Genomic DNA, 12,706 nt, shown 5'->3' with positions numbered 1-12,706 from the left:
AAACAAGGTATAATAAAATCTAGGCGGTGAAAAAATGACAGAAAAAGTAAAGAAACCATACAAAAATACGAAACCAAACAAACATAAAGAAGAACCGGCAGCTACCTTAACAGAAGAAATCACAGCTGTCCTTGAAGAGATAAAAGAAGAACCTGTCAAGGAAAAGAAAAAAGGCGAAATCGTAACAGTCATCGATGATATCCATGTGACGATCAGCGAACGCCAGTATCTTTTAGTGAAAAATCATCGAGAAGCATTTGATTCGGAGAGATTAGGAGAACGTTTTAGTGATGTTCTTTCAAAATATGATTATATTGTTGGTGATTGGGGATATGACCAGCTACGGTTGAAAGGATTCTTTAATGAATCAAATCGTAAAGCAGCTCCTGAGCAGAGAATTGATACACTGGAAGATTATTTATATGAGTATTGCAACTTTGGTTGTGCTTATTTTGTGATTGAACGAATTGGCGGAAAACGTGAAAAACAACAAACCCGCCGCAAGAAACCAACTAAAAAACCTGTCCACCAAAATCAAGCGCACACAGAAGAAAAACGTGTACCTGTAACAAATAAGGCAAAACCAGTGATTAAAAATCGTAAAGAAACTGAACCAAAAAAAGCAGTTATCGGTAAACAAGAGAAAGATGCTAGCAAAGGTCGTTCATTTACTATTCGTCAACGTGAGGAGTAATTATCTGTGAAAAAACATTACCAAGGATATTTAATTGATTTAGACGGTACGATTTATTTAGGGAAAGAAGTTATTCCAGCAGGAAAACGATTCATAGAACGTCTGCAGGAATTAAAATTACCGTTTCTTTTTGTGACCAACAATACAACTAAAACACCAAATGCAGTGGCTGAACGTTTAGCACAAGAGTTTGATATTCATGTATCGGCTCAAACTGTATATACAGCAAGCCTTGCCACAATTGACTATATGAAAGAACAAGGTAAAGGCAATCGTGTGTATGTGATCGGAGAGTCTGGACTTGTGGATTTGATTTTATCTGCTGGTTTCGAATGGGATGAAGAAGCACCTGATTATGTGGTTGTTGGATTAGATACAGATATCACTTATGAAAAATTTGCAACTGCAGCGCTTTGTATCAGAAATGGTGCAACGTTCATCGGTACTAATCCAGATAAGAGTATGCCGACAGAACGCGGCTTACTACCAGGAGCGGGTTCATTTATTTCACTCATTGAAACAGCTACTCAGACCGCACCGATCATGATCGGTAAACCCAATGCAATCATAATGAATGAAGCACTAAAAGTTATGCAGCTTGATAAAGAAGAAGTGATCATGGTTGGTGACAACTATGAAACAGATATTCAGTCTGGTATTCAAAATGGAATCGATAGCTTACTTGTCTTATCTGGCTTTACGGCAAAATCAGCAGTTCCTAATTTACCTGAAAAACCAACATATATTGTAGATTCTCTAGATGATTGGATTTTTTAAGATGAGTGGAAAAGAAAAAAGCTGGATTTGGTTGGAACGAGCGGGTATCGCATGTTTGATTTTGACCATCATCTCTTTGAGCATTACGATCACCATTAATTTTCGTCTGTTATATGTTTTTGATATCGATTCATTAAAGATATTAGACTACGTAGATATGGACAAGCCAACATTGCTAAAAAACTTTGATCAGTTGATGGCCTATTTAAATAATCCTTTTAACCATACGTTGAGATTATCTGATTTTCCATCATCAAAAAGTGGAGCATTTCATTTTTATGAAGTAAAACGTCTTTTTTTACTCTGTTATGGCGTATTACTCGTGACAGTGATTCCAAGCGGTATCTTTGTTTTCCGTTTAATTAAGACCAAAAGAGTGTGGCGTTTGATTCGTCCGTTTCAATGGGGAATGATCATTCCAGTATTTTTTGGTGTTTTAATGGCTATTGGATTCGATCAATTTTTTGTGGCATTTCATGGGGTATTTTTTAATAATGATGACTGGTTATTTGATCCGGCTACTGACCCGATCATTAATGTTTTGCCGGAACAATATTTTATGCATAGTTTTATTTTGTTTTTCGTTTTACTTGAGTTATTCTTTTTCATAGGAATTATTTTTGGAAAGCGTGAGTTAAAAAAATTATAAAGAATTTTAAAAGTTACAAGGATCAGACTCTAAAAGTTGATCTTGTAGCTTTTTTATTATACAGGTAGCTGTGCAATTGATTTGTATTTGTTAATTCAAAGATGTTGACATTTAAAACAGGTACCTTTATAATATAAGAAGGTACCTGATGTAAAATCTGTTTTATGGAGGAATAAAGCATGGAAGAACAAACATTGATGGAACAGTTTCTAAGTTTACAAGCAATGATGCAAAGATATTTTATGAAACGCCGCAGAGAACATGGACCTTTTGGTAATCCACATAGAGGGCAAGGGAGAGTTTTAAATCTGTTAAAACTAAAGCCTGAAACAACCCAAAAAGAGCTATCTTACTTGTTAGATATGCGTCCGCAATCTTTAGGTGAGCTATTAGGTAAATTGGAGAAAAACGGTTATATCAGTCGTGAACCATTGGAAAGCGATCGTCGTGTGATGGTAATCCGATTAACTGAAGCTGGAATGGCAGCAGCTGATAATAGTAAGCAAGAAGAAGAAACGATTTTTGATGTATTATCAGAATCAGAACAAGAATCATTCAAAATCATCTTGAGTAAATTACTCGAAACATTAGAGGCTGAAATTCCTGAAGAAGAGCGCGACTTTAGAGGTTCGCATATGCGTTGTAGACATGGAGGTCACGGACATGGACACGGTCGTGGTTTTGGTGGAGGTCCTGGTAAAATGGATCCGAGATTTGATCCTCGGGATATGTTTGGATCACCTGATTTTCCAAAAAGAGGAAAATTTGGCTTTGATTCGTTCAAACAAAATACTGAAGACGACGATGGGTTTAACGATTTTTAATAAGTATTGATTCGATACGGTAGGACAAGATTTCTCAAATGGGAAAGCTTGTTTTTTATTGCTATTTTCAATCTAGTTTCAACAACTAGATTGAATGTTTTTGGAAAAAATGTTAAACTGTTTTAGTAAGTAGAAGGAGGGATCTTGTGAATGAAATAAAATCCTCTTTAGAAGTTTGGGGAAAGGAACTGGTCGATGTTCATTTGCCAAGATGGCATGAATTACCTGAAATAGAGCTATACATGGATCAAGTGATCACCCTAGTTGAGCGCTATTTATCGCCAGTTATTTTAAAAGAAAAACACACATTACTAACATCATCGATGGTCAATAATTATGTGAAATTGGGACTGATACCTGCACCCAAGAAAAAACGTTATAATCAAAAGCATTTAGCTTTTTTAATAGCAATAACTCTGTTAAAGCAAGTGCTAAGCATACCGGAAATCAAACAGGGAATTCTATTCCAAGGTGCTGTTGTCGGTATTCGTGAAGCGTATAATTTATTTTGTGATGAGCAGGAGGCAGCTTTAGCTGTAGTTGTTTCGCAAGCACTAGGACAAGAACCGATCGGAGCTTTTGACAAACCTATTCCTGTTGAATATATGGTCGTAAAAGGTGCAACATTATCATTTGCAACTAAATTATTTACTGAAAAAGTAATTGAATTAGAACAAAAATATTTAGAAGAAAATGGAGAGCAAAAAAATGAATAAAGAAAAAATTGCCCTATTAGTTGATTCAGGAACAGATGTCCCGCAAGAATTAGTTGAGCAATACGGGATGTATATGATTCCGTTACAGATTATTTATAAAGACCGGATTTATACAGATAAAGTGGATATTACTCCAGAAGAGGTTTATGAACGTTTATCAATAGAAATTCCAAGCACGTCTTTACCAGATGGTGAAACGATCACAAAAATTTTCGAAAAAATCAAAGCGGATGGATATGAAAAGGTTCTAGCGGTCACGATTTCTAGCGGTTTGAGCGGAACACATAATGTGGTTCGTTTAATTGCAGAAGAGTTTGAAGGATTAGAGACATTTGTCTTAGATACAAAAAATATTGGCATCGGCAGTGGTCTTCAAGCAATCGAAGCAGCAAAGTTGATTGAATCAGGTCTTTCTTGGGAGGATATCAAAACAACACTGACAGCAAACGTAGCGAAAGCCAAAGTCTTTTTCAATGTTGCTACACTTGAATATTTGCAAAAAGGCGGAAGAATTGGCTTAGTTGCATCGATCTTAGGGAATGCATTAAAATTAAATCCAATCATTTCTTGTAACGGTGAAGGGGTCTATCATACAGTAGCAAAAGCGCGTGGAAGAAAGAAAAGCTTAGATAAGACTTTTGAATTAGTAAAAGCTTTCGTCGGCGACCATAAGAAATTCGTTTTAGCAGTTGCCCAAGGACAAGCAGTAGAAGAAGCGGAAAGCTTTTATGAAAAACTGAAAGAACAATTTCCCCAAGCAGAAAAAATTTATTTTGGTACGATCAGTCCAGCTTTAGTTGTTCATACAGGGCCTGGTCTTTTAGGAATCGGAATCCAGCTTTTAGACTAAATGTAAATACCAACAAAGGTACATTTATTAGATGCTTTTTGTTGGTATTTTTTTTATTTTCCTCTTATGATTATATGTATCAATCAGATTGAGATATTATTCATTAAATTTTCTCTCAATTTTAGTTGAAACTATCATAAAAATTTTTATGATTATGGTAATCTGTTCAATAATTAAGGGAAGGGAGGGAAATCTATGAAAAAAGCAATTGCAGAATGTCTTGGAACATTTATCTTAGTTTTCTTTGGTACAGCGACTGCTGTTTTAGGAGGCGGAATTGAAGGTATTGGTACTACGGGGATCGCTTTAGCATTTGGTTTGACGATCATTGCAGCGGCGTATAGCATTGGTACAGTATCTGGGGCGCATTTAAATCCAGCAGTATCATTGGGTATGTGGGTCAACAAACGAATTTCAACAATGGATTTGATTTATTATATTGTAGGACAAATCGTTGGAGGTTTGATTGCTTCATTGGCTTTATTATCAATTTTAAATGCCTCAGGAAGAGAGACAACGAACTTAGGCCAAAATGGTTTTGGTGATTTTAGTGCAGTTGGTGCCTTAACAGTAGAAATTATTTTAACATTTATTTTTGTTTTGGTGATCATGACTGTCACAAGTGCCAAAAAAGGCAATGCGAAACTTGCAGGAATCGTGATTGGTTTGACATTAACAATGATCCATTTAGTGGGAATTCCACTAACTGGTACATCTGTCAACCCAGCTAGAAGTTTAGGACCAGCAATTTTTGTTGGTGGAGAAGCGTTATCTCAAGTTTGGGTATTTATTGTCGCTCCGCTGATTGGCGGTGTACTTGCAGCTTTAGTAAGTAAATACTTGCTTGATACTGAAGAGTAGACTTGTAAATTTTAAAATTAAATTGAGAAAGGGATATGACTCTACGAGCCATATCCCTTTCTCAATTCTTTTTTGCTAGAACTACAAATTGATAATTCCAGTTTGATAATGGTCAAAAATAGGTCCTGATAAATTGAACTCAAATGTCTCGCGGTCAACTAGGCCAACAACTTCTTGACTTTGATAGAGATCAATAAGAAGTTGCGCCATTTCTTTTGCTGTGTGAAATGTGGTAAAACCTTTGGTATAATCGTAAGATTTTGACCCATTCGCAACTTGAGCGAATTCTGTTTCAGTCGCAGCTGGAGCTAAGATCTTTGCCTTAAGTGAGGCTTTTTTTGCTTGCAATTCTAAAGCGATAGCTTCAGTAAAGGCACTTACATAAAATTTTGTAGCGCAATACGTAGCAGCATTAGAGACATTTCTATATCCGCCAGCAGAAGAAATATTGATCAACTGCGCATTTTCTTTGTCTTGATAGTCTGTGACATAAAGAGAGGATAATAAAGTCAAAGCTTCAATGTTTAAATGTAGCATTTGACTAACTTTCTCTAAATCTTGATCAGCTACTGAATGATAGTAGCCAAAACCAGCATTATTGATCCATGTTTCAATATCATATCCTTTTAGAGAATTGTAAAGAGCCAACACATTTTTGCTTTGGGACAAATCGACTGTTTTAGTCAGGATCTCAAGTGTTGGATGTTTGGACAGAATTTCCTTCTTTAAGCGATCCAAGCGATCTTCTCTACGAGCAACTAAAATCAAATTTTTCCCGAGATTCCCGAATTCTTTTGCCGTTTCCAAACCAATTCCTGAACTTGCCCCTGTGATTACTGTGTACTTCATACTGATTCCTCCTATTATTTAATGATTTTAAAGCTAAATACAATAAACTTATTTCCTTATAAAATGAGCTAATGATAAAAACGAAGCTTGATGGTACAATCGAAGTATAAGGTTTAGAGTCTACTCTAAAGCAAGGGGAAATTTAGAAAGGATGTGAAAAAAATTTACACGATTAGTGAATTTGCAAAAAAGATTGATATCAGTGAACATACACTGCGCTATTATGAAAAAGAGGGATTGATTAAACCATCTAGAGATGAACATAATTATCGTGTTTATGGAGAGGAAGAGCTTGAGTGGGCGAAATTCGTGAATAAGTTAAAAAATACCGGTATCTCTTTAAAAGAAATCAAACGATACACTCAACTGAGAAGCCTAGGGGATTCAACGATTACTGAGCGTAAAAATTTATTATTAAACCATCGAATAAAAATTATGGCTGAATATGACAAAACCAAAAGTCATTTAGAGTTACTGGATAATAAAATTACGTTGTATGAACAATTGGAAAAAGAATATAAAAAAGAAAGTCTCTAATGTTTGCTTCACTTATTTGTGAAGTCTCTATTAGAGGCTTTCTGTTTAAAAAAAGGTAATTTTTTTCTGAGCTGTGTCAACGGTGGCCTGATCCCCGATCGGAATCGTAAAAATTGGTTGGGTATGACCAAAGTTCATATCATAAATCACCGGTATTTCTCGTAATAAAGGATATTTTGCCAAAATGGCTAAAAGACGTTCTTCTGTCATTTCAGTTTCTTTCGGGAAGCGTCCGATCAATAAAGCCTGTGGATGTTTCACGACTTGCAGTAACGAAGCTAAGCCACGAGCGAAATCATGGTAGTCATTTTCCTCAGCATTTTCAACGAATAAAATAGAACGTTCCAGATTTGGTAAAAAGCGAGTACCGAAAAGTAGCTGAAAGGTTCCTAAATTTCCGCCGTAACAAGTTCCGGTCACGGGTTTTGAATGACTATAAACTTTCCAATCATTCGCAAATAACCTTCGTTTAGGATCGGGTAAATACCACTCATCTTGGCTCCATGATTCAGAAGCAGATACCTCAAAGGCTTGTTCATCTGTTGTGGCTTGTAAAAAAGTTTCGGTTTGATAATCTTGCAGCTCATCCATTTGAAAACTAGAAAAATGAGGACCAACATAGGTCAATAATTTGGTTTTAGCTGTGATAGCATTGCATAAAGCTGTGATGTCACTATAACCGCAAAAAACTTTTGGATGACGTTTGATTAATGCAAAATCAAGATAAGGCAAGAGTTCATTACTATTGAACCCACCGATCGCTGTCAAAATTCCTTTAACATTTTCATCTGAAAAAGCTTCATGTAAATCTTTCACGCGGCTCATGATAGAAGACGAACCAAGAATATCTTGTTCATCCGTATGCGCTGAAAAAGTAACAGTAAAACCTAAATCTGTTAATCTTTTAACAGCAGATTTAATGCCTAGATCTGTTAAACGAGAAAAGCTGCTAGATGGCGCAATGACTCGAATCTCATCACCTGCTTGTAATCGAGGTGCTTTCATTTTTATCGCTTCCTTTTTAATAAAACTTATACTCAATTATAGTCAGAAAACCTTGATTTTTGCAAGATATAGATAAGAATAAGTAAGGAGACTTTTGTCAAAGATGAAACAGTGGACAAAATAAGGTATAATGAAGGAGAATATAGTTAGACTACGAAAAGACAAAAGAAAAAAGAGGTGCCTCTTATATGAAGAAAATATTAGTTGTAGACGATGAAAAGCCAATTTCGGAAATTGTGAAATACAACCTTACGAAAGAAGGATACGAAGTTTTTACGGCGTACGATGGTGAAGAAGCCGTTGAAAAAGTGAAAGAAGTAGAACCGGATTTAATTATTCTTGATTTGATGTTACCAAAAATGGATGGTCTGGAAGTAGCCAGAGAAGTCCGTAAAACTTATGATATGCCGATTATTATGGTGACTGCTAAAGATTCTGAGATCGATAAAGTTTTAGGCTTGGAACTAGGTGCAGATGATTATGTGACTAAGCCGTTTTCTAATCGTGAACTTGTTGCCAGAGTGAAGGCAAATTTACGCCGTGGTGCTACAAGTGCTAAAGAAGCAGAATCAACAACTCAATCAGAATTGACGATCGGTGATTTAACGATCCATCCAGATGCATATATGGTATCCAAACGTGGTAGTAAAATTGAACTGACTCATCGTGAGTTTGAGTTATTATATTATTTAGCTAAACATATTGGACAAGTGATGACACGCGAACATTTATTACAGACCGTTTGGGGTTATGATTATTTTGGAGATGTCCGCACAGTCGATGTAACTGTTCGCCGTTTAAGAGAGAAAATCGAAGACAGTCCAAGTCATCCGACATACTTAGTCACACGACGTGGTGTGGGGTATTATCTTCGAAACCCTGAACAGGAGTAGTGAGTTATGAAGAAAAAGGTTCACTTTTTTCAGTCTGTAAACTTTAAGATTGCCTTATCCTTTATCTTATTACTGTTGATCGCGATCCAAATCATTGGTGGCTATTTTATTAGGGAGCTAGAATCAACAACAATCAATGATTATAAAAAGAATGTTGACTCACAGGTCATTCAGCTGGCAAGTACGTTGAGTACTAAACTAGGCGAAAAGGATCAAGATCGCACAGAGATCGATGCCAATCTTAAGAAAACCTTGAGCGATTTCTCTGCTCCTGAAACAATTGAAGCCCGTATCGTAGATGATAAAGGCATTGTGCGTGCGACGAGTGACTTAAATCAACAAGGAATCATCGGAAAGAAAAATGATTATCGTGACTTAAATGACTTTAGCGCTAAAAAATATTCAGCAATGGATAAAGATAAGCGTGTATATATCAATGTTCAGCCTATCCAATCCCCGACTGGCGACACAGTCATCGGGGTTCTTTACGTTAAAAGTAATATTGAAGGGAAGTATCAGGAAATTACTGATACTGCCCGGATATTTTTTACTGCGTCAGTTATTGCTGGAGCGATTTCAATTATTGTTACACTCTTGATTGCCAGATCGATTACTCAACCGATCGGTGAAATGAGAGAACAGGCACTGCGAATTGCTAGAGGCGATTATAGTGGCAAGGTTCAAGTCTATGGTAAAGATGAACTAGGACAGCTAGCTGAAACATTTAATCAACTATCGGAACGGATCGAAGAAGCACAAGAAACAATGGAAGCTGAGCGTAATCGATTAGATAGTGTGTTGGCTCATATGACCGATGGCGTTATTGCAACCGATAGACGAGGAAAAGTTATCACAATCAATGAAATGGCGCTTTCTTTATTGAATGTGAAAGATGAAGATGTGATTGGTTCTTCTTTATTAGAACTTTTAGATATCGAAACAGACTATACATTACGGAAATTATTGGAAGAGCCAGAAGAGATTTTGATCGATCGTTCATTATCATCACTGGAAGAAGATCAGATGATCATTCGTGTAGATTTTGCAATGATTCGTCGGGAATCTGGTTTTATAACTGGGCTTGTTTGTGTGCTTCATGATGTAACAGAACAAGAAAAAAATGAGCGTGAACGACGGGAATTCGTATCTAACGTATCTCATGAATTACGCACACCTTTAACCAGTATGCGAAGTTACATTGAAGCATTAAGTGAAGGGGCTTGGGAGAATCCTGAGATTGCTCCGAATTTTCTGAACGTGACTTTGGAAGAGACAGATCGGATGATTCGAATGATCAACGACCTGCTGAATCTCTCAAGAATGGATTCTGGAAATAGCGAACTACAATTAGAGTATGTGAATTTTAATGAATTGATCAATTTTGTACTGGATCGTTTTGATATGATGGTTGAAGCTAATGATAAAAACTACACCATTCATCGTGAGTTTACCAAACGTGATTTATGGGTGGAATTAGATACTGATAAGGTAATCCAAGTTTTAGATAATATCTTAAACAATGCCATCAAATATTCTCCAGATGGCGGAGAAATCACTTGTCGTTTACTGGAAACACATAATAATGTAGTATTCAGCGTAACCGATCAAGGCTTGGGAATTCCTAAAAAAGATGTTAATAAAGTATTTGAGCGCTTTTATCGCGTAGATAAAGCACGAGCTCGTGAACAGGGCGGTACTGGACTTGGTTTAGCCATCTCAAGAGAAGTTGTTAAAGCACACAATGGCGCTATTTGGGTGGAAAGTCAGGAAGGTCAGGGTTCTACCTTTTATATTTCCTTACCTTATGAACCTTATGAGGAGGATTGGTGGGAATGAAAATAATGGAGAAAATCGTACGGATCGGGTTGGTTTTTTTAGTGCTACTCAGTTTGTATTTTTCAATGAGTATCTGGGTCAGTTCATCTAAGAAAGAACAACCAGTTCCAAGTGATCCTAAGCTTGCTACAACTGTAGTGAACGAACGAATCGATACAGATGTATTTTTGCCATTACGTTTAGTTCGGATGCAAGATGGTAAATCTGAAATGAACAATAGTGAGAATTTAATCACGAATGTTCAAAACGAAATCAAGCATAGTACCTTTGGAAAATTAGATCGAATTGTGCAGGGGAATTCAGAGCAGTTTGAAAAATATTTATCGATGGATAAAGGATTTGAATTGTTGTATGAAGGACAATTTTTGTTAAGTGAATATATTTCTGTATATAAGCTAGACCTTGATTTAACAGGTATCAATGATGGTGAGGATATCTTCTTTACATGTATCCAAGTTGATTTAAATCAAAATAAAATTCGTTTCTTGGATTTCATCCGCAAAGATGTTTATGAAGCGCCGATTTCAATTGATAAGGAAAAAGTTCTAACACTGATGAATCGGGTCGGTACTCAATACAATCAAATTTCTGATCAGCAGGCGGTTGCTGGAAAGCACTATTATTTGTCTGATGATTTAAAAATGAAAAAATATAGCTATATTTTGGCTTCTCAGCCAGTTACTAAGTTTCGCAATGCTTTTTTCGCGAATACTGACGATATCCAAACAAATGAAGATAGCAAGGATTTATCCTATACTAGCGGCAATGAGCGATTGATTGCAGAAGAAAAACTTGGAACGATTCATTTTAATGGCGAATTAACAGCTCGGACAGCTGAAGATAATATTTATTCAGACAGTTTTAATTACGTTAAAAAATTAGGTACAAATATGGGGAATATTCGTTACTTTGATCGAAGTGATTCTGAAATCAACTATCGAACGTTTGTAGAAGGCTTCCCAGTCTTTAGCGAAAATGATAAAGGACAAGTCCGTGTTACAGTCGGAAACGATAAAGCAGAAACAACCAATGTTGTAATCGAAACAAGTGTAGATACGATTCAAGTACCAATTCCCTCAGAAGACGAAGTTGTTTTGAAAAGTACTGAAAGTTTATTAAACCAATTAATTATAAATGGGGCTGACCAGACGAAAATCAATTCAATGATGATCGGCTATACGTGGCATAAAATCGAAGAAATCACACAGGTTGTTGACCTCACTCCAGAATGGTATATTCGCTATGATAATAAATGGTATCCAGAGCGTGAATTACTAGAAAAACTGGCGAATTTGGAGGTGGAATAATGGACTTCAAACGAATTGAATGGATTTTTTTCCTCGCCTTTTTAGGATTAAATATGTTCCTGTTTGGTATTTATCAAGAAGGACTAAAAGAAGAAAATAACGTTTCTTTCTCGGATCAGACAGATAGTATTGAAAAGCGTTTGGGAAAAGATGGAATTACGTATAAAGGAACGCTGTCTGGTGATAAGATGGAAGGCTATTACCTGAGCGGTGAGCAAACAAACTTTTATGATGCTATTCAAAAAGAACGGGAAACCAGAGATCGTAATTTCTTTAAAAACGGAATTGAAATGATCGATAATTCTTTGACTGTTTATCCTCAAATGAATTATGCGCAGACCAGTTATTTTATTGATGAAAAGAATACCAGAAAATCATTAGAAGCATTTTTGAATGACAAAGACAGTGTTCTGTTTGGCAATGAGTATCATTATCTATCCAACTTTTCTAGTTTAGAAGGAGAATTTCCAGAAGCGATTGTTTCTCAAAGTTATAAGAATATCCCTTTTAAAGATGATACTGCTCAAATTTCATTAAAATTGGAAAAATCAGATGAAGCGGACGGCATACACAAAATCTACAAATACACACAAACACATATTCAAGGCATTGAAGAATTACGGGATAAGATGGATTTATTTTCAGAGCGTGATGCAATTGAAACCTTGTATATCAATAATAAAATCCCAAGTAATTCGAAAATCAACTTTATAGAATTAGCGTATACAAGAATATATAAAATCCGTGAAAAAAATGTTTATGTTCCTGTATGGTTTGTGGGGATCAAGTCCAGTGAAAGTAATTTACAGATCGAACAAGTGAATGCAATGAGCAATACGATTATCACAAATAATACGGTACCAAAGGTGGAAAATCATTCGTGATGGTTGTATAATAAGTAGCTGTAG

Annotated in this window: 14 protein-coding genes; 12 read left to right on the top strand and 2 right to left on the bottom strand. The window is 36.0% G+C overall.

Annotated elements, in window-relative coordinates; genetic code table 11:
- The first annotated feature begins 34 nt into the window (after positions 1 to 34).
- The 7 genes from JZO69_RS07030 (at position 35) to JZO69_RS07000 (ending at position 5,371) form a co-directional block, all read left to right on the top strand.
- Positions 35 to 694 (top strand): YutD family protein, encoded by a 660-nt coding sequence (locus JZO69_RS07030; protein ID WP_207112184.1) that lies wholly within the window; start codon positions 35 to 37, stop codon positions 692 to 694.
- A gap of 6 nt (positions 695 to 700) precedes the next feature.
- On the top strand, positions 701 to 1,471 hold the full coding sequence (locus JZO69_RS07025; protein WP_207112183.1) for a TIGR01457 family HAD-type hydrolase: 771 nt from the start codon (positions 701 to 703) through the stop codon (positions 1,469 to 1,471).
- 1 nt (position 1,472) lies between these two features.
- A complete protein-coding gene (locus tag JZO69_RS07020; RefSeq protein WP_207112182.1) occupies positions 1,473 to 2,120 on the top strand; it encodes a TIGR01906 family membrane protein in 648 nt (215 codons plus the stop codon).
- 179 nt (positions 2,121 to 2,299) lie between these two features.
- Entirely contained in the window at positions 2,300 to 2,944 is a 645-nt protein-coding gene (locus tag JZO69_RS07015) for a MarR family winged helix-turn-helix transcriptional regulator (protein ID WP_207112181.1), read from the top strand.
- A 146-nt stretch (positions 2,945 to 3,090) separates the two neighbouring features.
- Positions 3,091 to 3,660 carry a DUF1836 domain-containing protein gene (locus tag JZO69_RS07010; protein WP_207112180.1) on the top strand — a complete coding sequence of 190 codons (570 nt, stop codon included), beginning with the start codon at positions 3,091 to 3,093 and terminating at the stop codon, positions 3,658 to 3,660.
- Entirely contained in the window at positions 3,653 to 4,510 is an 858-nt protein-coding gene (locus JZO69_RS07005; RefSeq protein ID WP_207112179.1) for a DegV family protein, read from the top strand. Before JZO69_RS07010 ends, JZO69_RS07005 begins: the two co-directional genes overlap by 8 nt.
- A 195-nt stretch (positions 4,511 to 4,705) precedes the next feature.
- Positions 4,706 to 5,371 carry an MIP/aquaporin family protein gene (locus tag JZO69_RS07000; protein WP_207112178.1) on the top strand — a complete coding sequence of 222 codons (666 nt, stop codon included), beginning with the start codon at positions 4,706 to 4,708 and terminating at the stop codon, positions 5,369 to 5,371.
- Between the two features lie 81 nt (positions 5,372 to 5,452).
- On the opposite strand, the gene JZO69_RS06995 is transcribed toward JZO69_RS07000, so the two are convergent.
- Positions 5,453 to 6,220: an SDR family NAD(P)-dependent oxidoreductase gene (locus JZO69_RS06995; protein ID WP_207112177.1), complete on the bottom strand. Its 768-nt coding sequence runs from the start codon at positions 6,218 to 6,220 to the stop codon at positions 5,453 to 5,455.
- A gap of 153 nt (positions 6,221 to 6,373) precedes the next feature.
- On the opposite strand from JZO69_RS06995, the gene JZO69_RS06990 reads away from it, so the two are divergent.
- Positions 6,374 to 6,757: a MerR family transcriptional regulator gene (locus tag JZO69_RS06990; RefSeq protein WP_347401577.1), complete on the top strand. Its 384-nt coding sequence runs from the start codon at positions 6,374 to 6,376 to the stop codon at positions 6,755 to 6,757.
- A gap of 45 nt (positions 6,758 to 6,802) precedes the next feature.
- Here JZO69_RS06990 and JZO69_RS06985 read toward each other — a convergent pair whose 3' ends face one another.
- Positions 6,803 to 7,762, bottom strand: coding sequence for a S66 family peptidase (locus tag JZO69_RS06985; protein WP_207112176.1), 960 nt, complete (start codon positions 7,760 to 7,762; stop codon positions 6,803 to 6,805).
- Positions 7,763 to 7,950: 188 nt separating this feature from the next.
- Here JZO69_RS06985 and yycF point away from each other — a divergent pair, with 188 nt between their 5' ends.
- The 4 genes from yycF to JZO69_RS06965 are packed head-to-tail and all read left to right on the top strand — an operon-like array spanning position 7,951 to position 12,682.
- The gene (gene yycF / locus JZO69_RS06980) at positions 7,951 to 8,655 is read left to right on the top strand and encodes a response regulator YycF (protein ID WP_010764627.1); all 705 of its coding nucleotides are present in this window, start codon (positions 7,951 to 7,953) and stop codon (positions 8,653 to 8,655) included.
- A gap of 6 nt (positions 8,656 to 8,661) precedes the next feature.
- Positions 8,662 to 10,491, top strand: a complete 1,830-nt coding sequence (gene walK, locus JZO69_RS06975) for a cell wall metabolism sensor histidine kinase WalK (protein ID WP_207112175.1) — start codon at positions 8,662 to 8,664, stop codon at positions 10,489 to 10,491.
- Complete coding sequence (locus JZO69_RS06970; protein ID WP_207112174.1) at positions 10,488 to 11,798, top strand: YycH family regulatory protein; 1,311 nt, start codon at positions 10,488 to 10,490, stop codon at positions 11,796 to 11,798. Before walK ends, JZO69_RS06970 begins: the two co-directional genes overlap by 4 nt.
- Entirely contained in the window at positions 11,798 to 12,682 is an 885-nt protein-coding gene (locus JZO69_RS06965) for a two-component system regulatory protein YycI (protein WP_207112173.1), read from the top strand. Before JZO69_RS06970 ends, JZO69_RS06965 begins: the two co-directional genes overlap by 1 nt.
- Positions 12,683 to 12,706 lie beyond the last annotated feature (24 nt).

The organism is Candidatus Enterococcus ikei (assembly GCF_017316105.1).
GTDB classification, from domain to species: domain Bacteria; phylum Bacillota; class Bacilli; order Lactobacillales; family Enterococcaceae; genus Enterococcus_L; species Enterococcus_L ikei.
Note: the sequence above shows the minus strand (reverse complement) of the source record. Positions and strands in the feature narration are given on the sequence as shown.